Source organism: Pseudomonas sp. GM80 (assembly GCF_000282515.1).
Classification (GTDB): domain Bacteria; phylum Pseudomonadota; class Gammaproteobacteria; order Pseudomonadales; family Pseudomonadaceae; genus Aquipseudomonas.
In genome coordinates this window covers 60,487-84,755 of record NZ_AKJD01000094.1, presented here as the reverse complement: position 1 = coordinate 84,755, position 24,269 = coordinate 60,487, and the positions used below count along the sequence as shown (strand labels likewise).

Annotated in this window: 26 protein-coding genes and 1 pseudogene; 10 read left to right on the top strand and 17 right to left on the bottom strand. The window is 58.6% G+C overall.

The annotated features are described in order from the left end of the window. Positions 1–105: 105 nt before the first annotated feature. The 6 genes from PMI37_RS16225 to PMI37_RS16200 form a co-directional block, all read right to left on the bottom strand. On the bottom strand, positions 106–1,143 hold the full coding sequence (locus PMI37_RS16225) for a DNA topoisomerase IB (protein WP_008082700.1): 1,038 nt from the start codon (positions 1,141–1,143) through the stop codon (positions 106–108). Between the two features lie 72 nt (positions 1,144–1,215). Continuing rightward, positions 1,216–2,295 (bottom strand): molybdenum ABC transporter ATP-binding protein, encoded by a 1,080-nt coding sequence (gene modC, locus PMI37_RS16220; RefSeq protein ID WP_008082699.1) that lies wholly within the window; start codon positions 2,293–2,295, stop codon positions 1,216–1,218. A gap of 3 nt (positions 2,296–2,298) precedes the next feature. Next, complete coding sequence (modB, locus tag PMI37_RS16215; RefSeq protein ID WP_008082690.1) at positions 2,299–2,979, bottom strand: molybdate ABC transporter permease subunit; 681 nt, start codon at positions 2,977–2,979, stop codon at positions 2,299–2,301. After that, positions 2,980–3,747, bottom strand: coding sequence for a molybdate ABC transporter substrate-binding protein (modA, locus tag PMI37_RS16210; protein WP_008082689.1), 768 nt, complete (start codon positions 3,745–3,747; stop codon positions 2,980–2,982). It lies immediately after the preceding gene. A gap of 155 nt (positions 3,748–3,902) precedes the next feature. Next, positions 3,903–4,982: an NAD(P)H-dependent flavin oxidoreductase gene (locus PMI37_RS16205; RefSeq protein WP_008082688.1), complete on the bottom strand. Its 1,080-nt coding sequence runs from the start codon at positions 4,980–4,982 to the stop codon at positions 3,903–3,905. A 100-nt stretch (positions 4,983–5,082) separates the two neighbouring features. Next, the gene (locus PMI37_RS16200; RefSeq protein ID WP_008082687.1) at positions 5,083–7,533 is read right to left on the bottom strand and encodes a hypothetical protein; all 2,451 of its coding nucleotides are present in this window, start codon (positions 7,531–7,533) and stop codon (positions 5,083–5,085) included. 188 nt (positions 7,534–7,721) lie between these two features. On the opposite strand from PMI37_RS16200, the gene acuI reads away from it, so the two are divergent. Together acuI and PMI37_RS16190 are read left to right on the top strand one after the other, a co-directional pair. Next, positions 7,722–8,705 (top strand): acrylyl-CoA reductase (NADPH), encoded by a 984-nt coding sequence (gene acuI, locus PMI37_RS16195; RefSeq protein ID WP_008082686.1) that lies wholly within the window; start codon positions 7,722–7,724, stop codon positions 8,703–8,705. Between the two features lie 62 nt (positions 8,706–8,767). Next, positions 8,768–9,226 carry a GyrI-like domain-containing protein gene (locus tag PMI37_RS16190; RefSeq protein ID WP_008082684.1) on the top strand — a complete coding sequence of 153 codons (459 nt, stop codon included), beginning with the start codon at positions 8,768–8,770 and terminating at the stop codon, positions 9,224–9,226. On the opposite strand, the gene ada is transcribed toward PMI37_RS16190, so the two are convergent. The 5 genes and pseudogenes from ada to PMI37_RS16175 form a co-directional block, all read right to left on the bottom strand. Then, positions 9,223–10,287 carry a bifunctional DNA-binding transcriptional regulator/O6-methylguanine-DNA methyltransferase Ada gene (gene ada / locus PMI37_RS16185; RefSeq protein WP_008082683.1) on the bottom strand — a complete coding sequence of 355 codons (1,065 nt, stop codon included), beginning with the start codon at positions 10,285–10,287 and terminating at the stop codon, positions 9,223–9,225. The two genes, PMI37_RS16190 and ada, sit on opposite strands and share 4 nt — an antisense overlap. A 100-nt stretch (positions 10,288–10,387) precedes the next feature. After that, on the bottom strand, positions 10,388–11,053 hold the full coding sequence (gene alkB / locus PMI37_RS16180; RefSeq protein WP_008082681.1) for a DNA oxidative demethylase AlkB: 666 nt from the start codon (positions 11,051–11,053) through the stop codon (positions 10,388–10,390). A 5-nt stretch (positions 11,054–11,058) separates the two neighbouring features. Further along, a pseudogene (locus PMI37_RS31340) lies at positions 11,059–11,139 on the bottom strand (2OG-Fe(II) oxygenase); the annotation flags it as partial. A 221-nt stretch (positions 11,140–11,360) separates the two neighbouring features. After that, positions 11,361–11,534, bottom strand: a complete 174-nt coding sequence (locus tag PMI37_RS32045) for a hypothetical protein (RefSeq protein WP_008082676.1) — start codon at positions 11,532–11,534, stop codon at positions 11,361–11,363. A 28-nt stretch (positions 11,535–11,562) separates the two neighbouring features. Further along, positions 11,563–11,865: a DUF1883 domain-containing protein gene (locus tag PMI37_RS16175; protein WP_007946189.1), complete on the bottom strand. Its 303-nt coding sequence runs from the start codon at positions 11,863–11,865 to the stop codon at positions 11,563–11,565. A gap of 211 nt (positions 11,866–12,076) precedes the next feature. Here PMI37_RS16175 and PMI37_RS16170 point away from each other — a divergent pair, with 211 nt between their 5' ends. Continuing rightward, positions 12,077–12,433: a hypothetical protein gene (locus PMI37_RS16170; protein WP_008082674.1), complete on the top strand. Its 357-nt coding sequence runs from the start codon at positions 12,077–12,079 to the stop codon at positions 12,431–12,433. A 72-nt stretch (positions 12,434–12,505) separates the two neighbouring features. Then, a complete protein-coding gene (locus tag PMI37_RS16165; RefSeq protein ID WP_008082673.1) occupies positions 12,506–12,736 on the top strand; it encodes a hypothetical protein in 231 nt (76 codons plus the stop codon). Between the two features lie 3 nt (positions 12,737–12,739). Here the strand turns inward: PMI37_RS16165 and PMI37_RS16160 are convergent, their stop codons facing one another. Together PMI37_RS16160 and PMI37_RS16155 are read right to left on the bottom strand one after the other, a co-directional pair. Next, the gene (locus PMI37_RS16160; protein WP_045123167.1) at positions 12,740–13,021 is read right to left on the bottom strand and encodes a hypothetical protein; all 282 of its coding nucleotides are present in this window, start codon (positions 13,019–13,021) and stop codon (positions 12,740–12,742) included. Positions 13,022–13,166: 145 nt separating this feature from the next. Beyond that, positions 13,167–13,352 (bottom strand): hypothetical protein, encoded by a 186-nt coding sequence (locus PMI37_RS16155; protein ID WP_008082671.1) that lies wholly within the window; start codon positions 13,350–13,352, stop codon positions 13,167–13,169. Positions 13,353–13,610: 258 nt separating this feature from the next. Here PMI37_RS16155 and galU point away from each other — a divergent pair, with 258 nt between their 5' ends. After that, positions 13,611–14,450, top strand: a complete 840-nt coding sequence (gene galU / locus PMI37_RS16150) for a UTP--glucose-1-phosphate uridylyltransferase GalU (protein WP_008082670.1) — start codon at positions 13,611–13,613, stop codon at positions 14,448–14,450. A gap of 128 nt (positions 14,451–14,578) precedes the next feature. After that, positions 14,579–15,937: a glutathione-disulfide reductase gene (gene gorA / locus PMI37_RS16145; protein ID WP_008082669.1), complete on the top strand. Its 1,359-nt coding sequence runs from the start codon at positions 14,579–14,581 to the stop codon at positions 15,935–15,937. Here gorA and PMI37_RS16140 read toward each other — a convergent pair. Then, entirely contained in the window at positions 15,934–16,950 is a 1,017-nt protein-coding gene (locus tag PMI37_RS16140; protein WP_008082668.1) for a DNA-binding protein, read from the bottom strand. The genes gorA and PMI37_RS16140 overlap by 4 nt on opposite strands. Positions 16,951–17,127: 177 nt before the next feature. Here PMI37_RS16140 and PMI37_RS16135 point away from each other — a divergent pair, with 177 nt between their 5' ends. The 3 genes from PMI37_RS16135 (at position 17,128) to ahpF (ending at position 20,452) form a co-directional block, all read left to right on the top strand. Next, complete coding sequence (locus PMI37_RS16135; RefSeq protein WP_008082667.1) at positions 17,128–18,063, top strand: site-specific integrase; 936 nt, start codon at positions 17,128–17,130, stop codon at positions 18,061–18,063. A 139-nt stretch (positions 18,064–18,202) separates the two neighbouring features. Next, positions 18,203–18,766: an alkyl hydroperoxide reductase subunit C gene (gene ahpC / locus PMI37_RS16130; RefSeq protein WP_007912224.1), complete on the top strand. Its 564-nt coding sequence runs from the start codon at positions 18,203–18,205 to the stop codon at positions 18,764–18,766. A gap of 123 nt (positions 18,767–18,889) precedes the next feature. Beyond that, a complete protein-coding gene (gene ahpF / locus PMI37_RS16125) occupies positions 18,890–20,452 on the top strand; it encodes an alkyl hydroperoxide reductase subunit F (RefSeq protein ID WP_008082666.1) in 1,563 nt (520 codons plus the stop codon). Between the two features lie 169 nt (positions 20,453–20,621). Here ahpF and gloA read toward each other — a convergent pair whose 3' ends face one another. Further along, positions 20,622–21,143: a lactoylglutathione lyase gene (gene gloA / locus PMI37_RS16120; RefSeq protein ID WP_008082664.1), complete on the bottom strand. Its 522-nt coding sequence runs from the start codon at positions 21,141–21,143 to the stop codon at positions 20,622–20,624. A gap of 139 nt (positions 21,144–21,282) precedes the next feature. On the opposite strand from gloA, the gene PMI37_RS16115 reads away from it, so the two are divergent. Continuing rightward, on the top strand, positions 21,283–21,801 hold the full coding sequence (locus tag PMI37_RS16115; RefSeq protein ID WP_008082662.1) for a DUF4946 domain-containing protein: 519 nt from the start codon (positions 21,283–21,285) through the stop codon (positions 21,799–21,801). A 218-nt stretch (positions 21,802–22,019) separates the two neighbouring features. Here the strand turns inward: PMI37_RS16115 and PMI37_RS16110 are convergent, their stop codons facing one another. Together PMI37_RS16110 and PMI37_RS16105 are read right to left on the bottom strand one after the other, a co-directional pair. Then, on the bottom strand, positions 22,020–22,385 hold the full coding sequence (locus PMI37_RS16110; protein ID WP_007912217.1) for a histone-like nucleoid-structuring protein, MvaT/MvaU family: 366 nt from the start codon (positions 22,383–22,385) through the stop codon (positions 22,020–22,022). Between the two features lie 234 nt (positions 22,386–22,619). After that, entirely contained in the window at positions 22,620–24,155 is a 1,536-nt protein-coding gene (locus PMI37_RS16105) for an EAL domain-containing protein (RefSeq protein ID WP_008082660.1), read from the bottom strand. Positions 24,156–24,269: the final 114 nt, after the last annotated feature.

Genomic DNA, 24,269 nt, shown 5'->3' with positions numbered 1-24,269 from the left:
TTGACGACGTGTCGCGAATGCATTTTTAAAGGGCCGGGTTGTTCACTTCTGCGGTCGTCCTGGGAGAGGGAAAGGTGGCTAGCCTAGAGGACGATGGGCAATCGATCAAGGCGTGTCTGTCATCTCGCTCATGCGTTCGAGAAACATTGCCAGCGCCACTTCCTCAGCACGCAAGCCTTTGCGAATGCGCGGTCGCGGTAATTCGGCGAGGGCGCCGAGCATGAATTTTTCCACCACGGCGGGGTGGATGTAGCACTTGCGACACACCGCAGGCGTATTGCCCAGTTGCTTGGCGACACCCTTGACCATCTCCACCACATGCCGCTTGGCTTCGGTCTCCGTCTCATGGCTCAGCTCTCGCAGCACCGCCAATGCGAGGGCGCTGCCGGCCCAGGTGCGGTAATCCTTGGCGGTGAAGTCGGCGCCGGTGAGCGTTTGCAGGTAGGCGTTGACGTCCGAAGAGCTGACTGTGTGTCGCTCACCGTTTTCATCCAGGTACTGAAACAGGTTTTGCCCGGGAATCTCCAGGCAGCGCTTGATGATGCGCGCCAGGCGCCGATCCTTGACGGTGATCTGGTGTTCGATGCCGCTTTTGCCGCGAAACTGAAACAGGATCGCACTGCCGTTGACTTCAACGTGGCGGCTGCGCAGCGTGGTCAGACCATAAGAGCGGTTGTCACGGGCGTACTGCGTATTGCCGACGCGAATGAGCGTGGCGTCGAGCAAGGTGATCACTGTGGCCATGACCTTGTCGCGACTGAACCCAGGTGCCTCCAGCAGCGTTTCCAGTTGCTTGCGCAGTTTTGGCAATGCCAGCCCAAATTCACGCAGACGCGAATACTTGTCAGCATCGCGCACTTCGCGCCAGCGCGAGTGATAGCGATATTGCTTGCGGCCACGGGCATCACGGCCGGTCGCTTGCAGATGGCCCCGCGGGTCGGGGCAGATCCACACATTGGTGTAAGCCGGCGGCACGGCGAGGGCGTTGATGCGTTTGATCTCGTCGGGGTCGGTGATGCGCTGGCCGGACGGCTCGAAATAACTGAACTTGCCGCGCAGTTTCTTGCGGGTGATACCGGGCTGCGTGTCATCGACATAGTGCAGGTCGGATGGCAGAGCATCGATCAACTCGGTATCGGGCATGGCGGCTTCCTTCGGTGGCGCGGTGGTCTGTATAACGATTGACCGCGCGCCGTTGCCGTGGTGCCGAATGATTTACGCGAGTACGGCAACAGCCTTGATCTGCGCCCAGAGTTGCTGGCCCGGATGCACGCCCAACTGATCCCGGGAGAACCGTGTGATCCGTGCCAGCAACGGCGTCCCGCCGGCGTCGAGACGGATCAGCACATGCGCGGCGTTGTCCGCCGCCTGCTCGCTGACCACTGTGACCGGCAGGCGATTGAGGATGCTGCTGAGTTCGTTGTTTTGCAGAGTCAGACTGATGTCGCGCGCGTGCACCTTGCAGCGCAGGGCCTGGCCCACTGACATCGGTGCGTGCGTCACGCGGATGTTCATTGCGGTCGCGGGCAGTTGCAGGCTGAGCAATTGATACTGCGCATCGTAGGCACTGACTTGCCCCTCGATGATCACGCCCGCGTCATCACCCATGGCCATCGGCAGGTCGAGGCGCGCAAGGGTTTCGCCGATCGGGCCACTGGCCAGCGCTTTGCCTTCGCTGAGCAACACCAGGTGATCGGCCAGACGGGCCACTTCGTCCTGCGCGTGGCTGACGTACAGCACCGGAATATCCAGTTCGTCGTGCAGGCGTTGCAGGTATGGGAGGATTTCGTTTTTGCGCTGGCTGTCGAGCGCGGCGAGGGGTTCGTCCATCAGCAGCAGTTTCGGACTGGTTAGCAAGGCGCGGGCGATGCCGACCCGCTGGCGTTCACCCCCGGACAAATGCTGCGGATGACGTTCAAGTAAATGGCCAATGCCGAGCAGTTCGGTGGCTTGCGCCATGTCGACGCGACGCTGGGATCTGGCAATGCGCTTGAGGCCGAATTGCAGATTGGCCAGCACGGACAAGTGTGGAAACAGGCTGGCTTCCTGAAACACATAACCCAGTGCGCGCTTGTGTGGCGGGACAAAAATGCCGTTATCGCTGTCCTGCCAGATTTCGTCGTTGATTTGCACGAAACCGTGTTCGGCGCGTTCAAGCCCGGCAATGCAACGCAGGCAAGTGGTCTTGCCTGAGCCGGAATGGCCGAACAGCGCGGAGACGCCGCGACCCGGCAAATGCAGGTCGACGTCGAGGTTGAAGCCGGAATAAGCCAGTTGCAGACGTGCATCGATCATTGATCAGCTCCAGCCAGCGCGAGTCTTGCGGCTGGAGTACAGCGCCAGCAACACCAGGAACGAAAACACCAGCATCGCACCGGCCAGCCAGTGCGCTTGCGCGTATTCCATGGCTTCGACGTGATCGTAGATCTGCACCGAAACCACGCGAGTCTTGTCGGGGATGTTGCCGCCGATCATCAGCACGACGCCGAATTCACCGACGGTGTGCGCGAACCCGAGGATCGCCGCCGTGACAAATCCTGGGCGAGCGAGCGGCAGAATCACGCTGAAAAAAGTGTCCCATGGATTGGCGCGCAAGGTCGCGGCCACTTCCAGTGGGCGGGTGCCGATCGCCGAGAACGCGTTTTGCAACGGTTGCACCACGAACGGCATGGAATAGATCACCGAACCGATTACCAGCCCAGTGAAGCTGAACGTCAGGGTGCCCAGGCCCAGCCATTGGGTGAACTGGCCGAGAAAGCCGTGCGGGCCCATCATCAACAGCAGGTAAAAGCCGATCACGGTCGGCGGCAACACGAGGGGCAGGGCGACGATCGCCCCGATCGGGCCGCGCAACCAGGAACGGGTGCGCGACAACCACAGGGCAATCGGAGTGCCGACCACCAGCAGGATCGCGGTGGTCAGGGACGCCAGTTTCAGGGTCAGCCAGATCGCCGCGAAATCGGCACTCGTCAGCGACATTTAGAGCTGATAGCCGTAAGACTTGATCACCGCAGCGGCTTTCGGGCCTTTGAGGTATTCAACCAGGGCCTTGGCAGCGGCGTTGTCTTTGCCTTTGTTGAGGATTACCGCGTCCTGTTTGATCGGGTCGTGCATGCTGGCCGGCACGATCCACGCCGAGCCGCTGGTGACTTTGCCATCCTTGAAGATCTGCGACAGAGCAACGAAGCCCAGCTCGGCGTTACCGGTGGAAACAAACTGGTAGGCCTGAGTGATGTTCTGGCCTTCAACGATTTTGGTTTTGGTTGCTTCGGTCAGCTTGAGCTTTTCCAGTACTTGGGTGGCAGCCAGACCGTATGGCGCCGCTTTTGGATTGGCGATAGACAGGTGCTGGTATTCGTTCTTTTTCAGAACTTCGCCTTTGGCGTCAACGTAACCTTCTTTCGCCGACCACAGCGCCAGGGTGCCGATGGCGTAAGTGAAGCGCGAGCCTTTGACGGTATCGCCTTCCTTCTCGAGTTTTTCCGGAGTGGTGTCGTCTGCCGAGAGGAACACTTCAAACGGCGCGCCGTTTTTGATCTGGGTGTAGAACTGACCGGTGGCGCCGTAGGCTGCGACCAGTTTGTGCCCGGTGTCTTTTTCGAAATCGGCGGCGATCGCCTGGATCGGTGCGGTGAAGTTGGCTGCGACAGCCACTTGCACTTCATCAGCCTGGGCGGCACCGACGGCAAACACCGCCAACAAGGTGGCCAGGCAGGTAGGGGCAAAACGTGAGGCACGAATGGTCATGTAACAGCTCCGTTGTTGGCGTGTGCAGAGGGCAGTTATTGTTGGAGGTGGACCGCCCGATGCGAGGGGTGAAATCGCTATATAGCGAAATATATAGCGAAATGCCGCTAAACGGAAAGTGTTGCTTTAAGCAATGCCAACAGGGGTGGCATCGCTCATCGTGATCGCTCTTGACCCTGAGTCAGTTTCTGCAGTCCACCCTCGGCCAATTGCCGTGTCAGCTCCGCGCTGCTGACATCGCGACCCAACGTGAATGCCTGTCCGGCCCAGAGGTTGGCAAACTGCGATTCGTTTTTCGCCCGCAATGGCATCAACGCGCCTCCGGCCAACGGAAAGGCCGGTGCCGCCGGCGACATCGGGCCCAGCTCGCGCATCACGCGGTTGAGAATACCCCGCGCCGGGCGACCGGTAAAAAGATTGGTGACGGCGGTTTCACTTTCTTTGGCAGAACGCAGGGCCTGGTGATGCGCGGCACTGACCTTCGCTTCTGGCGTGAACAGATAGGCCGTGCCCACTTGCACCGCAGCTGCGCCCAACATGAATGCTGCCGCGACACCCCGAGGATCAGCAATAGCCCCGGCGGCAATCACCGGCACACTCACGGCATCGACGACCTGCGGCAGCAGCGCAAACGTGCCGACCTGGCTGCTCAAATCTTCACTGAGAAACATCCCGCGATGACCGCCAGCCTCATAGCCCATGGCGATGACCGCATCACAACCGTTGTGCTCCAGCCATACGGCTTCTTCGACAGTGGTGGCCGAGGACAGAATTTTCGCTCCCGTGGCCTTGACCCGATCAAGCAAGGATTGCTCCGGCAGACCGAAGTGAAAGCTCACCACCTGCGGGCGAAACTCTTCCAGCACTTCGCATGCCGCCGCATCGAATGGCGCGCGGTTGGACACCGGCGTCGGCGCATCAAAATCGACGCCCAGTTCACGGTAGTAAGGTTCCAGCAGATTCTTCCAGTCACTGGCGCGTTGCTCATCCGCCGCTGGAGGCTGATGGCAGAAGAAATTGACGTTGAACGGTTTGGTGGTGTGTTGACGAATGGTCTGCAGGGCTTCGCGCAATTGCTCGATGCTCAGCATCGCCGCCGGCATAGAGCCGAGGCCACCGGCGTTGCACACGGCGATCACCATGGATGCGTTCGTCGCACCGGCCATCGGCGCCTGAATGATCGGCACTTCGATGCCGAAAAGATCAAGAATGCGGGTATCGGGCCATTGGCTCATGACAGCGGTTCTCCGAACAACGAAACGGGCAGAGCCGGTTTTTTAACAGTAAAACCCGGCTCAGAGCCAGTTCGAAATTCAGAACCTGTTGTTCAGGTTTTCAGCGTCGGTGAAAACCGCCACCTCCACCGCCGCCAAACGAATGGTTCATGAATTGCGAAGAGTTGTGAAAGTTGTTGGTGCGCTGGTTACCAAAATTGCGTGCAGCGGATTCACGGTTGAGGTTCTGCAATTGCACATTGTTGTTGATCGGTGCTGTTCGTGTGCCGCCGCCCCCGACCATTGACTGCCAACCGTTGTCGGTCTTCTTGTACACGTTGCCATCGTGGCCGGCGTAAACGTTGTCACCGATGTGCGCGGCACCGCCGTTACGTCCATGGATACCGCCGAATTGCGTGGTGTTGCCGGTGTTCGGGTTGTAGACCGCGCCGCGATTGGCCGTCACTTGCGTACCGTTGCGCACATTGCCCGCAGTCACGCGGCCACCGGCGATCGCCCCACCGTTCGGGCCGACCATTTCACCGCTGCGCCCGGCGGCGTAGTTACCGGTGTAGACGTTGTGTACTGCGCCACGTTGCCCGGCAGCGGCGACCCCGGTGCGCGAGTTGTAGGAGGAACCGACCTGACCGGCCCAGCGATTGCCCGTCCAGGCGTTATAACCTGCGCCGTAGCGGCTGACAGTCGCTCGATCTCCCCACTGATGATAAATATTGCCGGTGGTACCTGCCCAGCCGCCGGGCCCCCAGGCCACTGCGCCACCGTGATAACCGTAAGCCGCGCCGCCCCACGCCAGCGGCGCGGGATACAAGTGCGGGCCCCAGGCGTAACCCCAGCCGTAATTGCCCCACCACGGATAGGCGCCCCATCCCCAACCCATCGCGACCGTGCTGCCTCCCCAGCTCCAGCCGAAACCGAAACCGAACGTCCAGCCTGTCCAGGGTGTGTAGCGGATGGCGACACCGAAGCCGTAAGTGACGGGCGGCCCATACCAGACGTTACCCACCCACGGCGTATACGGATAACCGGTGCCATAGACCACGACGCCGGTGGCCGGGTCCAGATTGGAACCCTGGTAACCGGGGGTGTAACCGACCACCACGGTGTCGCCGCTGGCCTCGTAGACTTTGACGTAGGTGAGGTAATGCATGGGCGAGCTTGGCGGAATCGAGTAGATCACTGCCGGCACGGCGCCGGCCACAACCCAGGGGCCGTTGACCGTGGTGGAGGTGAACCAGATACCGTTTTCCACCGCGTACCAACTGGCGTTGTCGACGCGGATAATCGGCGTGGCGCTGTTGACCACGTATTGCAATGGCGTGCTGTTGATGGCTTTGAGTTGTGGCTCGCCATCGAACTGTGGCGCGGTCATTTTCACAGCGCTTTTCTTGATTGCCGAAGTCTGCGGAATCGTCGCAGCAATGGCGGCTTCCTTGGCTTGCGGGGTGCCGGCTACCGAGGCTTTGACGTTCTCTTTCGGGCTGTCATCGGGAATGTTGGCGAAATCTGCAGGCAGTTTATCCGCCGGGGTAAACGTCCATGGTCCCTTCATGTCATTGGCGCGGAACCAGCGCCCGGAGATCAGCACGTAACTGTTCTGGTCGCCAATCTCCTTGAAGATGTGTCCGGTGGTGTTGCTCACGTACAACAGGCGGGTGCCCTGAATCGGCAACCATTGCGCGGCGCCATCGGTGACGAGCAGTTCGGTAGGTGTGGTGGCGAGAAAAATTTTCGGTTGCGGCGGTTTAGCCAGGCTGGGGACCTTGTCTTTGGGATCACTCTGACCGGTCAGCAAATCGACTTGCCGACTCTTGATAGCGGCCTGTTTGGCTTGCTCCAGATCAGCCGGTGGCGAGGGCAGGCGGGCGTAATCACCGTTCAACCGGTCGGCAACCATCCAGCCATCGAAGACATGCAGATAGTGTTTGCCTTGCGCATCCTTGAGCAGCAGCGGACGCGTGTTGATCACGCGCTGCAAGTCGGTGCCTTCGACAGGCCGATACGCCGCATCGCCGTCGATGTACACCAGCAGCGCCGGGACATCGGAACTGACGATGGTGGGCGGGGTATTTTCCAGTGGCGCGCTGTCGGCTTTCTGTTCTGCCGAGAGCACGCCGACGGCGGCTTCCAGTTGATCCAGCGAAATGGTTTTCTTGCGACTGTCGGCGTCTTTCTGCAGGGCCGCGAGCCAGGTCTGCGATTGACTGGCATCCGCCGGGAAATCCGCCTTGATGATCTTGTACTGGTCGAGCGCGACCCAGCGCGTGGCCTTGTCGACGAGTGTGTGGGCACTGAACTGGACGATACCGTAGGTGGACTTGCCATCGGCACCACTGGCTTCGACGGCGGCGCGCGCGTTCAGGGTGTAGCCATCCCAACTGTCGAGTTGCGGCTGGTACACCGTCAGTTTGGCCTTACCGCTGGTGATGACCTGAGGCCAGGCCGGCTCGCTCGGTGCCGCCTCGTTAGCCTTGCTGGCAGGCGCCGCCCAGGTATTGCCAGCGCTCAGCAGACCCACCATCAACATCATTAAAAGCGCACGCGGGTAAGACATTGTCAGCTCCATCGACAGACCGTTTGCCTGGGAAAAAACCGCGAATCCACGGTCGTCGAAAAAGCATAGTCGCCCGTCATGGAAATACCCGGTCGATTCGCGGATTGGCAGAAAGTCGAGTGTGGCAATGTGTTGCGATGTGGTATTTCAAGGCACCACATTCTGAAAATCCGTCCTGCGAGGCCATCATGTTCAATGCCATTGTGATCGACAAAGACGACAGCGGTTATCGCGCCAATCTTCAACAACTCAATGACGATCAGTTGCCCGAAGGCGATGTAACCGTGCGCGTCGCCTACAGCACGCTGAATTTCAAGGATGGTCTGGCGATTACCGGCAGCAGCCCGGTGGTGCGCAAGTTTCCGATGGTGCCGGGGATCGATCTGGCCGGAACGGTCGAGGTCAGCTCGCACCCGGACTATAAAGTCGGCGACCAGGTGCTGCTCAATGGTTGGGGAGTGGGCGAAAACCATTGGGGCGGGTTGGCACAGAAAGCCCGGCTCAATGGCGACTGGTTGATCCCGTTGCCCAAAGCCTTTACCGCAGCGCAAGCGATGGCCATCGGCACCGCGGGTTATACGGCGATGCTGTGCATTCTGGCGCTGGAGCGCAACGGCGTGACGCCGGATCAGGGCGAGGTGCTGGTCACGGGCGCCAATGGCGGTGTGGGCAGTTTCGCCATCGCGCTGCTCAGCCAGCTCGGCTATCGCGTGGTAGCGTCCACTGGCCGGGTGTCCGAGCATGAATATCTGCGGCAATTGGGCGCCAGCGAAATCATTGATCGCGCCACGTTGTCCGAGCCGGGCAAACCCTTGGCCAAAGAACGCTGGGCGGCGGTGATCGACTCTGTCGGCAGCCACACACTGGCGAATGCCTGCGCCAGTACACGCGCCGAAGGCACGGTTGCTGCGTGCGGTCTGGCTCAGGGCATGGATTTTCCGGCGTCCGTGGCGCCGTTCATTTTGCGTGGCGTTACGCTGGCCGGGATTAATAGTGTCAACCAGCCAAAGGCGCGACGTTTGCACGCCTGGGATCGTTTAGCGAGGGATCTGGACTTCGCCTTGTTGTCATTGATCAGTCACGAAATCGCCTTGAGCGAAGCGATCGACGCAGCGCCAAAACTGCTCGCGGGACAGCTGCGCGGACGGGTTGTGGTAGACGTCAATCGCTGACACAGTAAGCGCCATCGCGGCGCTGCACAGCCGCACTCAATCAGCAGGGAGCGGATTTTTCGATGGACTTGAAACGACAGCAGATCGACGCGTTCACGGTCTCGGGTCTGCGTGTGCGCACGACCAATGCAGTAGAACCCAACCCTGAAACAGCGAACATTGGCCCGATGTGGGGGGAGTTTTTCGCTAAGGGCTTGGCCGAGGTTATTCCCGGCAAACGCGTCGGTTCTCCGGTCTACGGCGTGTATTCGGCTTACGAGGCCGATGCCACGGGCGCATTCGATGTCACGGCGGGTGTTGCGGTGGACGAGCCTTCTGCGGATTTCCAGTCAGTCACCATTGAAGCAGGCGACTATCTGGTGTTCGAGGCGCAGGGGCCGCTGCCTGATGCAGTGATTGCCATTTGGGGCAAGATTTGGACCTTCTTCGAGGCCAACCCACAAATTCAACGGCGCTTCGCGACTGATTTCGAAAGCTACACCGGCCCCGAGTCAGTCGCGGTCCATATCGGTATTCGCTAAGTCAGCTCGCGCTCAAGCAACTGGCGTTTACGCTCAACACCCCAGCGATAGCCGGACAGATTGCCGTCGCTGCGCACCACGCGATGGCAGGGGATCGCCACGGCCAGCCGGTTGGCGCCACACGCTTGGGCCACGGCACGCATGGACGTTGGGGCGCCGATGCGTTGAGCAATGTCGGCATAACTGGCAGTGCTGCCGGCGGGGATTTCCCGCAGCGCTTGCCAAACGCGCTCCTGAAACGCGGTGCCACGGACATCCAGTGGCAAATCCAGGCCAATCGCCGGCGCTTCGACAAACCCCACAACCTTGGCAATCAACTGCTCAAAACCGTCATCGGCACCGATCAGATTCGCCTTGCGAAATTGATCCTGCAGATCGCAGACCAGTTGATGCGGATCATCGCCCAGCAGAATGGCGCACACCCCGCGTTCGCTTTGCGCGACCAGAATCGCCCCGAGCGAGCATTGGCCGACGGCGAAACGAATGTCGTTGTTTTGCCCGGCAGCGCGATAGTCGCCGGGTTTCATGCCCAGCACGTGATCGGCTGCCTCGTAGAAGCGGCTGTTGGAATTGAATCCTGCGTCATACAGCGCATCCGTCACCGAACCACCGTCAGCCAGGCGTTCGCGCACTTTGCGCGAGCGCTGGGCGGCGGCATAGCCTTTGGGTGTGAGGCCGGTCGCGGCTTTGAATATGCGGTGGAAGTGAAACGGGCTCAGTCCGGCGGTGTCGGCCAGTTGATTGAGCGTCGGCAACGTCTCGGCAGATTCGATCTGGCGGCAGGCCGTCGCTACAGTCGCGGCATGCTGCGCGGCGACTTCACTTTGATCCTTGCCGGCGCGCTTGCTCGGCCGGTAACCCGCTGCCTCGGCCTGTTCGGCGGTGTCGAAAAACTCGACATTCTGCGGCTTCGGCAAGCGTGCGAGGCTGCTTGGGCGGCAATAGATGCCGGTGGTTTTAACCGCATAGACAAACTGCCCGTCCGCCCGAGGGTCCCGGGCAATCACGGCGGCCCAGCGTGGATCGTCTTCGATGTTAAGGGTGGTCGAAAGCGTTTTCATGAGCGGTAGTCCGTTGGCCTGTTTGATTCAGGTTAACCAGCGGCGCGGGCCGCAACACTCCGGGCCTTGCGGTCAAACTCTGCCGGCGATCCTTTTGTATTTATCCTGCAACGCGGAAGGTCAGGTTGATCCGCTGTTCGCCGAGGCGCGGGTGTCGACCTTGCTTGATCGGCAACACGCCATGGAAGCGCAAACGGTCAACGCCGCCCCAGATCAGCATATCGCCATGCAGCAGCGCAATACGCTGGCTTTTGTCACTGCGATTGAAACCGCCAAACAGAAACATCGCCGGTAACCCGAGCGACAGCGAAACGATCGGTGCTGCGTAGGCCTTTTCGTCTTTGTCTTGATGCAATGACATCTTGGCGCCTGGGACATATCGGTTGATCAGGCAGGAATCGGCGTCGAACCCGGCAAAGCCTGCGCGTGTCGCCGCCGAATGGGCCAGCTCGGCAAACACCGGCGGCAACGCCGGCCACGGCGATCCGCTCAGCGGATCGACACTTGAATAGCGATAGCCAGTGCGATCAGTGATCCAGCCCAGCGCCCCACAACTGCTGGTGCCCACCGACATGCTGAAACCGCCCGGCGTCATCATGTGACGCAGGGGCGCTGCGAGGAGAATCGACTCGAGTGCGGGCAACAGTTGCTCGATCAACGGCAGGGCAAAACCGCGCAGCAGCCACGACTGCTCGCCAATTTGCTCGGCGCGCGGTTGCTGCTCGGTTTCGCGGTCGGCGAATAGATCGAAATTGCTCGGGTGCATGCTAGTCACAAAGCGTCGTGAAAGATGATGCCTAGGGTATGCCGATTGCCACTGTGCAGGCGACTGACGCCGTGACGCAGGGTCACCGATATTCGCCGTCGATTACACCTTGCGCCCCAGTGGCGAGCGAATAATGACGCAGCCGTGCTGATCCAACTGGTGTTCCAGGTTTGCCCAGCCGAGCGTTTCCAGCCGGGAAGGGGACATCGACATGCTGACTCCTTGACTCAAGGTCGAGGCGGTCAGTCTGGGCTTGGCGTTGCGGCAGAACAATCCGCCGCTTGCGGTCGAACTCCCCGACGGGGTGTTACAGGGCTTTGCTGACGGCGATATCGCTGATGACGTCTTGCGAGTCATGGAGTTTGTCGAGCTCGGCCTTGGCTTCTGCTTCGGTGCCGTTTACCAGTTGCGCGAACTCGAAACGGCGCTCACCGTTGAGCTTGTACTTGATGACGTATTTGGTCGTTTGGGCCACGGTCATGCTTACCTGTCTGAATGGGCGGGGCGGCTCAGCTGAGTTTGGTGCTGGAGCGACGGATGATCTTGATCGAGTGGGTCAACGTCGGTTTGCGCGTAACACTGATCGGGCGACGGTTGACGGTGTCGATGGTGATGTTCCAGAAACCGGTGCTCGGTGCAGTGATGCGGGCCGGAAACGTGTCGAAAGCGCCGCCGTGATAGGTGTGACGGCCGCCATTTTTAAAGCTGCGGAAGTTGGCGTCGTTCATCAGACGGATGTTGCAGGTTTGCGAGCATTGGATGACGACGATGTCGTCTTCGTTGAGGTGCTCGCGCTGGTGAATAAATTTCATGGGCGCCTCCAGAAGGGCTTTTTCTACAAAATCAAAACGATAGCTTGTCGATTGGGCGCAGTTTATCAGCCCGCACGGGTTATTATCTGGCCGTCGGGCGTTGGTTTGACAATTTTGAACAGATATTCGCAATCGGATGCGGGTTAAATGCAGAAGGCCCCGGAGAAAAACGGCATTTGTGCTGTCGGACGGTCTTTAACGGAGGTTTTGTATGAAGTGGGGTGTGGTGTGTGTGCCGTTGATTCTGGCTATGGGTGGTTGCGCGAGTGTTTCCGAAATCAATGAAACACTGCCGACCATGAGTGTGATCTCCGGTAAGAAACCCCATGAATATGCGCAGTGCCTGGCCGAAAAGCTCGCGGACAGCCGTGGTGCGTTGCAGTTGCAGCCGCACAAGGACGGGGTTCGGGTAATCGTCCCGGGCAAACTGTCTTCCGGCCCGGCCGCGGTCTTTGATATCGAAGACCGCTCCGGCGGCAGCAGCATCAAGCTGCATGAGCGCATGTCCAACGTGCCAGTGCGCCCACGGGATGTGCGTAACGCTGCCAATGCCTGCATTTCTGGCTGATAGACTCTTCAGTTATCAGCATCGATGCCGTCACAGTCCTGCTGTGACGGCATTTTTCTTTATGGAGTCGCGATGAAGCGAGAGCAAGTACGGGAGCGCCACGTAGAGGGCCTGATCTCTGCCACCCATGTGATTCAAAACCCGGCGAATCCGGGGGAGTGGATCGTTTTTTTCAAGAAAAGCGCCGGGCGCAGTTACTTCCTGGTCGACGATAACGACGAAGTCGAATCCTTCAACCGGCTCGACGACTTGATCGAAGTCGTGCGCGGCCTGGGGATCAAGTTCGCCGAAATCCACATGTAACGGCTATTTGCAGACCACAACGACGCTGCGGTTTTTGTAATTGCCGACGTCGACGCCGAGGGTTTTGTCGCTTTCCTTGGGCTGCGGCGTGCCGTCAGTCCCGACGATGCGATACCCGGTACCGGCGCAGGAGGCGTCTGCCTTTTCGTAGCAGGTGGCCCAGGAGTTGGCCTCGCCCGAGCAATCGATGGACAGGCCCTGTTCGCCGTTGTTCAGGTAAGTGGTCTCTGAGGTCGCGCAGCCGCTCAGCGCCAGTACCGCAAGAAGGGGCAGCAATTTATTCATGTTCATGGTTATGTCGTCTTCAGCGTGGGGGACTAGACGCTCTGACAGCGCCCGTGTGAAAAGGTTATAGCGATTGGCCACTTGTTTGCACGCGCGTACAAAAAAGCCCTGCACATGGGCAGGGCTCGGGGCGTGTCGCCTTTGATCAGTCCTGATCTTTACCACGACGCTTCGCCGATGCAGGCGTGTCGGTAAACACCGATGCCACATCAGTCGCCATTTGCTCGCTGTCGAAGGGGCCGGCGATGTGCTCGCCGTTGGTCGTGGTCAGCGTCCACTTGCCGTCTTTCTTGTCGATCACATACCCGTTGACGATTTTTACCGCGGCCATCTATCTGTCTCGTTCGCTGGTTCAAAGGCGCCATGATACCGGCAAATGCTCGCATTGGGGGGCGATGCGCGTATGGTGATGCAGTTTGGCGGCATCTTTGGGCTAAGCTGATTTTGCTGCCTGAGGGCGCCAACGGAACTATCGGCGAGAATATTTCTCTATGATGGCATCGGTTAGCCAGTGCGGGGCATTGTAAGGTGCACGCCGCCTGATTAGACTGCGCCGAAACTCGTACACACAGCCTTTTCAAGGACTTATATGATCAAGAAATGCTTGTTCCCAGCAGCCGGTTACGGTACTCGCTTCCTGCCAGCGACTAAAGCCATGCCCAAAGAAATGCTGCCGGTGGTAAACAAGCCACTGATCCAGTACGGCGTTGAAGAAGCTCTGGACGCTGGCCTGACTGAAATCTCCATCGTGACTGGTCGTGGCAAACGCGCGCTGGAAGACCACTTCGACATCAGCTACGAGCTGGAAAACCAGATCAAGGGCACCGACAAAGAGAAATACCTGGTCGGTATCCGCAAACTGCTCGACGAGTGCTCGTTCTCCTACACCCGTCAGACCGAAATGAAAGGCCTCGGCCACGCGATCCTGACCGGTCGTCCGCTGATCGGTGACGAACCGTTCGCCGTGGTACTGGCGGACGACCTGTGCGTCAACCTCGACGGCGACGGCGTACTGACCCAAATGGTCAAGCTGTACAAGCAGTTCCGCTGCTCGATCATCGCCATCCAGGAAGTCGATCCAGAGGAAACCAGCAAGTACGGCGTAATCGCTGGCGAAATGATCCGCGACGACATCTATCGCGTGCACAGCATGGTCGAGAAACCAAAGCCGGAAGATGCGCCGTCGAACCTGGCGATCATCGGCCGTTACATCCTGACTCCGGACATCTTCGACCTGATCGAACAAACCGAGCCAGGCAAGGGCGGCGAAATCCAGATCACCGACGCCCTGATGAAACAAGCCCAGAACGGCTGCGTCATGGCCTACAAATTCAAAGGCAAGCGTTTCGACTGCGGTGGCGCTGAAGGCTACATCGAAGCGACAAACTTCTGCTTCGAGAACTTTTACAAGACTGGCAAGGCTTACTAAGAGCGCTTGATTGGTTTGTAAGAAAAACCCGCTTCGGCGGGTTTTTTCATTTTGCCCTCCCATGCGAATGGCAGTGCTTGCCCAATGAGCATCTGCAGGTATGCTGATCCCCTGCCGAGGAGATAGAAATGGCCTACGATTTTGACCTTTATGTGATTGGTGCCGGTTCCGGCGGTGTGCGCGCTGCGCGTTTTGCGGCCGGTTTTGGCGCGAAAGTGGCGGTGGCGGAGAGCCGTTATCTGGGCGGGACCTGTGTCAACGTCGGCTGTGTGCCGAAAAAGTTGCTGGTGTACGGCGCGCATTTCGCCGAAGACTTTGAGCAGGCGTCCGGTTTTGGCTGGAGCCTGGGCGAAGCGAATTTCGATTGGGCGACGCTGATTGCCAACAAGGATCGCGAGATCAATCGGCTCAACGGCATTTATCGCAATTTGCTGGTCAACAGTGGCGTGACCTTGCATGAAGCGCACGCGAAGATTGTCGGCCCGCATGAGGTTGAGGTGAATGGCGAGCGCTTTACCGCGAAGAATATTCTGATTGCTACCGGTGGTTGGCCGCAGATTCCGGAGATTCCGGGGCGCGAGCATGCGATCGGTTCGAACGAGGCGTTCTTCCTCAAAGAACTGCCAAAACGTGTGCTGGTGGTTGGCGGCGGTTACATCGCAGTCGAGTTCGCCGGGATTTTCCATGGTCTCGGCGCGAACACCACGCTGCTGTATCGCGGTGATCTGTTCCTGCGCGGCTTCGATGGTTCGGTGCGCAAGCATTTGCAGGAAGAGCTGACCAAGCGTGGTCTGGATCTGCAATTCAACGCCGACATTGCGCGCATCGACAAGCAGGCCGACGGCAGCCTGAAAGCCACCCTCAAGGATGGTCGTGAGCTGGAAGCGGATTGCATTTTCTATGCAACCGGCCGGCGTCCGATGCTCGACAATCTGGGGCTGGAAAACACCGATGTGCAGCTCACCGACAAAGGCTTCATCAAGGTCGACGAGCAATACCAGACCAGCGAGCCATCGATTCTGGCGCTGGGCGATGTCATCGGTCGTGTACAGCTGACGCCTGTGGCTCTGGCAGAAGGCATGGCCGTAGCGCGTCGTCTGTTCAAGCCTGAGCAATACCGTCCAGTGGATTACAAGATGATCCCGACCGCAGTGTTCAGCCTGCCGAACATCGGTACAGTCGGTTTGACCGAAGAAGAGGCGCGCGAGGCTGGTCACGACGTGGTGATTTTCGAAAGCCGTTTCCGCCCGATGAAGCTGACCCTGACCGAGTGTCAGGAGAAGACGCTGATGAAACTGGTAGTCGACGGCAAGACCGACAAAGTCCTCGGCTGCCACATGGTCGGTCCGGACGCTGGCGAGATCGTCCAGGGTTTGGCGATTGCCCTGAAGGCTGGCGCGACCAAGCGTGACTTCGACGACACGATCGGGGTACACCCGACGGCCGCCGAAGAATTTGTCACCATGCGTACGCCGGTCGGCGCTTAAGCGTCCTTCGGTTTGGCTGAGTCTGGCGCTGCCGCAACGGTAGTGGCCAGACGTTGGCTTTCTTCCAGGCTCGTCTGAGCGTTGCTTAATGCCTTTTCCAGCGACTGATTGAGCAGCGTCTGCTCCTCGATGTTCTGCTTGAGTGTCTGGCTTTCCAGGGTGGCCACGCGCAAGCGTTCCTGGAGGAGGGTGCGCTCGCTGTCGACGCGCGTCGCCTGTTCCAGCAATTGATCCTGGCGCTGATTGCTTTGCTTGAGCTGATCCTGCATCAGGTTCAGTTCGCGCAGGGTGCCGCGGTTCTCGGTCAGCAGGCGTTCGTTGTCGCGGTGCAATTGAGTGATTTCGTCCTGACGCACCAACGCGCTTTGTTGCGCCTGACGCAGTTCTGCCTGAATCTGCTGTACCTGGCCTTCGTGGCGACTCTGCTCCTGTTCGCGCTGTTCTCTGGTGGCGTTGCGGTAGTGTTCCAGCGCATCGCGAGCGTGCAGATGCTTTTCTTCCAGCGAGCGGATCTGCTCGTCCTTGTCCTGCAAGCGCAATTCAAAGTCCGCCAATGCCTGGTTCAACCCGGCGTTGCGGGTTTGTTCGGTCTGCAGCATCGAGCGCGTGTTGTTCAGTGCTTCGGATTCGCGCTCCAGCGCTGCACCTTGAATGCCGTGCTCGTGCTCGATTTTTTCCAGCGCCTGACGAACTTGCTTCAACTCTGATTCCAGCGCCTCACGCTGTTCTTCGAACTGCTCGCGAGCCTGCTCGATGGGCTCCTGCGCCTGCTCTTTCAGTCGCTGAGCGAGACGGGAGACGAGGGCGGTCAGCTCATCGTCGATGGGTTCTGCTGAGGCTTCGATCAGTTGAGCGCCGTCGTCCAGCTCCTTCAAATAGCGATGGATCGTGGTTTTCGAGCCGGTGTTGCCCATTTCGATGCGTACTGCATCGATGCTTGGGTGTTCGCCGCGCGCCAGGATTGCTGTGCGCGCAATCTGCACCAGTGCTTTGGTAATGCCGCCACGGGCCATGTCATCTCCTACGGTTTCGTACTGTGGTACATGCCACTAAAGTGCGCAGTGTACCATGCTGAAAATAAAGGTAAATGACTGAAATATAAGAGGCGGGATATACTGGTATTACCCAGTGTCAGGCGGCAAAATGCACATCTGCATCCCTGTATCAGTACGCCAGCGAGAAAACAGCCCATGAGCGATCTGGATCGCTATCTGCAAGCCGCCACACGTGACAACACGCGCCGTAGCTATCGCGCGGCCATCGAGCATTTCGAAGTGAAATGGGGTGGGTTCCTGCCGGCCACCGCCGATAGCGTTGCGCGGTATCTGGTGGCGCACGCGGGCGAGCTTTCGATTAACACCTTGAAACTGCGTCTGTCGGCGCTGGCGCAGTGGCACAACAGCCAAGGCTTTGCCGACCCGACCAAGTCGCCAGTGGTGCGCAAAGTGTTCAAGGGCATAAGGGCGCTGCATCCGGCGCAGGAAAAACAGGCCGAGCCGCTGCAGTTGCAGGATCTGCAGCGCGTCATCGATTGGCTGGAGCACGAAGTGCAAATCGCGCGCGAGCAGCAGGATCGTCCGTCACTGCTCAAGGCTTACCGTGATCGCGCACTGATTCTGCTGGGCTTTTGGCGCGGCTTTCGCAGCGACGAACTCTGCCGCCTGCAAATCGAACACGTGCAAGCGCACGCTGGTAAAGGCATCACCTTGTATTTGCCGCGCAGCAAGGGTGATCGGGAAAACCTCGGGCAGACCTATCAAGCCCCGGCGCTGCTCAAGCTGTGCCCGGTGCAGGCTTATATCGACTGGATCACCGAAGCGGCGCTGGTGCGCGGCCCGGTTTTTCGCAGCATCGATCGCTGGGGCAATCTGAACGAGGAGGGGCTGCACGCCAACAGCATCATCCCTTTATTGCGCCAGGCATTGCAGCGCGCCGGCATCGCTGCCGAAAACTACACCAGTCACTCCTTGCGCCGTGGCTTTGCGACCTGGGCCCATCAAAGCGGTTGGGATCTGAAATCCCTGATGAGCTACGTGGGCTGGAAGGACATGAAGTCCGCCATGCGCTATGTTGAAGCCAACCCATTCCAGGGGATGGCTCGGATTATGGATAACCCGGCTTCGTAGTAGATATCGTTTTCTTCTATTAATACAGTCAGCTAATAGCGAAAACAAATCAGCAGCATCAGGTTTGCCAATGAGCCATCCGTCGAGCGAGTGGGTAGGATTCACCCATCGAATTCACAACCCTGACGGAGAGTCATCAATGCCTATCATCAACAGCCAAGTAAAACCGTTCAAAGCTACCGCGTTCAAAAACGGCGACTTCGTTCAAGTCTCGGACGCTGACCTGAAAGGCAAGTGGTCGGTCGTGTTCTTCTACCCAGCCGACTTCACCTTCGTTTGCCCAACCGAACTGGAAGACCTGGCTGACAACTACGCTGCCTTCCAGAAACTCGGCGTAGAGATCTACAGCGTTTCCACCGACACCCACTTTGCCCACGCTGCCTGGCACAACACTTCGCCAGCCATCGGCAAAATCGAATACACCATGATCGGCGACCCGACCCACGCCATCTCCCGCAACTTCGACGTGCTGATCGAAGAAGTGGGTCTGGCTGACCGTGGCACCTTCGTGATCAACCCTGAAGGCCAGATCAAAATCGTTGAACTGAACGATGGCGGCGTTGGCCGTGACGCTTCCGAGCTGCTGCGCAAGATCAAGGCTGCTCAGTACGTTGCTGCTCACCCAGGCGAAGTTTGCCCAGCCAAGTGGAAAGAAGGCGAGGCCACTCTGGCTCCGTCCCTGGACCTGGTCGGCAAGATCTAAGTCTGTGACACGCAACTCAGGGCGGTACGCCGCACCTTCTTAAGTACGCTGCACCGCCCAAAAAAATGCCCGGGCGAGATTCGCTCGGGCTTTTTTTCGCCTCAAATAAAGGAAATCGCCCGTATGTTGGACGCCAATCTTAAAGCCCAGTTGAAATCGTACCTGGAACGGGTCACCCAGCCGATCGAGATCGTTGCTTCCCTCGACGACGGTGCGAAATCCCGTGAAATGCTGGAACTGCTGAAAGACGTTGCCAGTCTTTCGAGCCAAATTACCTTGATCGACAGCGGTGACGATGCACGCAAGCCATCGTTCTCGATCAACCGCCCGGGCGCTGACATCAGTCTGCGTTTCGCCGGCATTCCGATGGGCCACGAATTTACTTCGCTGGTATTGGCCTTGCTGCAAGTCGGCGGTCATCCATCGAAAGCCAGCGCCGAAGTGATCGAGCAAATCCGCTCGCTCAAAGGCGAGTTCAGCTTCGAGACTTATTTCTCGCTGTCCTGCCAGAACTGCCCGGACGTCGTTCAGGCACTGAACCTGATGGCCGTGCTCAACCCGAACATCCGCCACGTCGCCATCGACGGCGCGCTGTTCCAGGACGAAGTCAATGATCGCAAGATCATGGCCGTGCCGAGCATCTACTTGAACGGTGAAAACTTCGGTCAGGGCCGCATGGGCCTGGAAGAGATTCTCGCCAAACTCGACACCGGCGCTATCGAGCGTCAGGCCGAGAAGATCAGCGCCAAAGAGGCTTTCGACGTACTGGTCGTCGGCGGTGGCCCGGCCGGTGCTTCGGCAGCCATCTATGCCGCCCGCAAAGGCATCCGCACCGGTGTTGCCGCTGAACGCTTCGGCGGTCAGGTGCTCGACACCATGGCCATCGAGAACTTTATTTCCGTGCAGGAAACCGAAGGGCCGAAACTGGCCACGGCATTGGAAGAACACGTCAAGCAGTACGACGTCGACATCATGAACCTGCAACGTGCCGACAAGCTGATCCCGGGCAAGAACGGCGAGCTGCACGAAATCCGCTTTGCCAGCGGTGCGACCCTGAAAGCCAAAAGCGTGATTCTGGCGACCGGCGCGCGCTGGCGTGAAATGAACGTCCCGGGTGAGCAGGATTACCGCAACAAAGGCGTGGCGTACTGCCCGCACTGCGATGGTCCGTTGTTCAAGGGCAAGCGTGTCGCGGTGATCGGCGGCGGTAACTCAGGCGTTGAAGCGGCGATCGACCTGGCCGGTATCGTGTCTCACGTAACGCTGCTGGAATTCGACGTGCAACTGCGTGCCGACGCCGTATTGCAGCGCAAATTGCACAGCCTCAAGAACGTTACCGTGATCACCAGTGCGCAAACCACTGAAGTGACTGGCGACGGGCAGAAGGTCAATGGCCTGCGCTACAAGGATCGCAACACTGATGAACTGCGCACGGTCGAGTTGGAAGGGATCTTCGTGCAGATCGGTTTGCTGCCGAACACGGACTGGCTCAAAGGCACCATCGAGCTGTCGCCGCGTGGCGAGATCATTGTCGATAACCGTGGCGAGACTTCGATTCCGGGGATCTTTGCTGCTGGTGACGTGACGACTGTGCCGTACAAGCAAATCGTGATTGCGGTGGGCGAGGGCGCCAAGGCTTCGTTGAGCGCGTTTGATCACTTGATTCGCACGTCCGCTCCGGCTTAAACGTCCTGGCAGAACTGAAAAAACCCGTGAGCGATCACGGGTTTTTTATGCCTGACACACATCCAATTTGTAGGAGTGAGCCTGCTCGCGATTGCGGCGGCACATTCAGAACATCATGGCCTGACACAGCGCAATCGCGAGCAGGCTCACTCCTACAGAGGGCTGTCAGTTACAGCGGGGTTGGCTGGATGATTTCGACCCAGTAACCGTCCGGATCCTTGATGAATGCCAGGCTCTTCATGCGGCCATCGGTCAGGCGTTTCTGGAAGTCGCAACCCAATTCTTCAAAACGTGCGCACGCCGCCACGATGTCCGGCACCGAAATGCAGATGTGGCCAAAACCACGCGGATCGGTGTTGCCGTTGTGGTAGGCGAAGTCTGCATCGTTTTCGGTGCCGTGGTTGTGAGTCAGTTCCAGAATGCCCGGGATCGACTTCATCCACTCGGTACGTGCGGCGGCATCGTCCGGGATCTGTGCCTTGTCGACCAGCGCGAGGAAGTACAGGCTGAACTCGGCTTCGGCGAAATCGCGCTTCTCGACCAGCGAGAAACCCAGTACGCGGGTGTAGAAGTCCAGGGACTTGGTGATGTCTTTCACACGCAGCATGGTGTGGTTGAAAACGAAGTTGCGGGTTGCGCTGTCTGGCGTGGCGGTGACGCCGGGGAAAGTGTTCAGTTCGTGCAGGCTCATGGGCCCTCCAATAACAATGGGCGAGTGAATGGGCGCAATGATACGCATGCCTGCCAGCATCGCCAAATGAAAGGGCGGACTTGCCCTGCGCGCGGGCGGGGCTCAGACTTTGTCGCTCAATCTGCGAGTGCGTGCGGCAATGATCCGACTGTTCAAACCCCTGTTAGTTTGTTTTGCGTTTTCTGTTGCTGCCGCTGACGTATCGGCGGCCGAGCCCGGCATTACCTGGCCGGCGGGTTGGGAGGTGGAAGCACTGCCTGATGCATCAGCGCAGGTTTCCCGGCAGCGGGCGGTGAAAAACGATGCCGATGGCAATCAGGTGATGGTGATGGAGTTGACCATGACGCAGGTAGAGGCGGGTCACCAAGTCAACTTGCAGGGCGTGCTGCTGGAGATGCGCAAGTCGATCCAGAAAGACTTTTTCCAGGGCGGTTATCAAAGCGTCTGCAACAAAGTGCACCCGGCGACGCTGGGGTCTTTGTCTGCCCTGGAAACCACTTGCACGATCACCGAAAACGGCCGGCATGTTTTGTCGCAAACCTTGGTGGCAGCGGTCGAGGCGGATAAAGCGTACGTTCTTTCCTATGCCGGACAGGCCGAGGTTTATAAAGCGAGCGCCGAAGAAATAGTGGCGGTGAGAAACAACCTGAAACTTTAACGCGCTGTTCTATTGCCGCGCGGTTAGATACCCGAACGGATTAAGCACAAAGTTTAACCGTGGCGCTGATCGCAACATCGCGGCGCAAAATATTTTAGCGCTCTACCGTTCGCACGTTACAGGACGATCTCAACTTGCTCGATGAAAATCATTTCATTTGTTAGATATTGTCAATAAAAAAGCCCTGCATCGAGCAGGGCTTTTTTGTTGGCGTGGAATTAACCGCGCAACCAGGAATCAACGGTGGCTGCACCGTATTGTTCCTTCCAGGCTTTCAGGCCACGGTGGTTGCCACCTTTGGTTTCAATCAGTTCACCGGTGTGCGGGTTGTGATAAACCTTGACCACGCGTGCGCGGCGGGTTTTAGGGGCTGCAGAGGTTTGCAGGCCGGATTTTGCCGGGTTCGGATCGAGAATGGCGATGATGTCTTTCAGGCCTTTGCCGTAGGTTTTCATCAGCCCCTGGAGCTTTTCTTCGAATTCGATTTCTTTCTTGAGCCCGGCATCGTTCTTCAGCGACTCCAGCTGCTTGAGCTGTTCCTGAAGGGCCTTTTCAGCTGCACGAAATTCAGCGAGTCTGGACAATATCTTTACTCCAATAGTGTATTTGGCTGATACCAACCGCAAACAAAGCTGTAAGCCAAGAGCCTTGAAGCGACTCGGTGATAAGTGGCTCACCTGCCAATCTTGCTCAGGTTGAAAAAATTGTAGTAGTTAATGCGCTCAGAGTAAATCCTGTTGTTGTCTTCATGTAACAACAGCGGTCTTTTGTATCAATTTGGTGCGCCGAATCGGCAGCTGCGGCTTAATCGCGTTTAGTTAATGGTGACTTAATGCGTTGATGAAGTCGGCGGCGGGCATGGGTTTGCCAAACAGATAGCCTTGCATGAAGTTAACGTGATGAGCGGTCAGGTATTCGGCTTGCGCCTGAGTTTCGACACCTTCGGCAACAATACCCAGATCCAGCTTGGCCGAGAGTTCGATAATCGTGTCGAGAATATGCCGCGAGAGCGCGTCAATGCCGATCATTGCGACGAAGCTCTGATCGATCTTGAGGAAGTCGACATTGAATTTGCGCAAGTAACCGAGACTTGAATGGCCGGTACCGAAGTCGTCGATTGCGATTTTCACACCCAGCGAGTGCAACTGTTCGAACAGTTGACGGGTGATGTCAGTCGGTTCGATCAGCTCGCGCTCGGTCAACTCCAGAACCAGGCTGATGCTGCCCGGCATGAAGGCCGCAAGAAACTCCCTGCAGTCCTCGACCAGTTCCAGGTCGTGGCAATGGCTCGCGGTAATGTTGATGCCGATATGAAACGGCGTGGCAAAGCCCGCAGACTGTGGCCCCAACAGCGCCGCGGTCTGCTGCATCAGCGCGCGGGTCATCGGCACAATGAGTCCGGAGTGTTCGGCGAACGGGATAAACAGATCCGGGCGCACCAGGCCTTCCTTGGGATGATTCCAGCGCATCAGCACTTCAGTGCCCGACCATTGTTTACTGTCGCCATGCACCACGGGCTGGAAGTAAGGAATGAATTCGCCTGCCTCTAGCGCGCGAAGCATCTCATGGCTTGGTGACGTCGAGCGCTTCTGCACGATGTGGCCGATCGCACCGGAGACCACACCGAAAAAGATCAGCAGACTGAACAGTGGTGGGTATGCGTCGGCCATGTAGCGCCAGGTTTCGCCCTGCGGGAAACCTGCAGAAACACTGAAGGCGTACCGATTGGACTGCAACATGCTTTGTGCCACAGGCAACGCGGGCAGGGCACCCTGATGCACTTTGCCGTCAGCGGACAGCCAGTTGTCACCGACTTGCAGCAACAGCAGGGTTTCTCGACCGATCAGGCGCAAAATGTTGCTCAAGTGATAGCCATCCAGCGTGGTCAGTGCGCCGCCACGACCGTCGCTCAGGCGATACACCAGCAATGCGGTATTGGGCGTGACCGGATTGCCATTCATCAGCCACAGTTTGCCCTCATGGTAATCGCCAGCGTTGACCGCCTCTTTGAAGGGGCCGAACAGTGAACTGCAATAAAGGTTGTTGTCCCAGACCAGATTGGTCGAACGCACGAACGGGCGGCGGGTGACTTGCTCGCGCAGCGCCAGTTTCACCTCTTCACAGTCTTTTCCGGCCAGCGGCAACAGTTCGCGAGCGGCTTGAGCGGTGTTGTCGAGCATCAAGTCGAACTGGCGCAGGGCCTCCTCCGCGGTTTGCCGAGTGCTGTGTTGTAGCGTGCGCTCAGCCTGCAGATACAGAATCACACTGCCGAAGACGATCGGGAGCATGCCGCAGAGCAGCGTCACGACGATACGGATGCTGCGCTTGCGGCGGGGTCTGACGGTCAACGGCATGAGCGCATCCTGTCGCGATGGAGTAGGGCTCTGAAGTGCAGGCCGGGCAATGGCGCACGGCGCAAAAACAGTGGAGTCAGAGGGGAGGATAGATGGTCGTCGACGCTAGTGCTG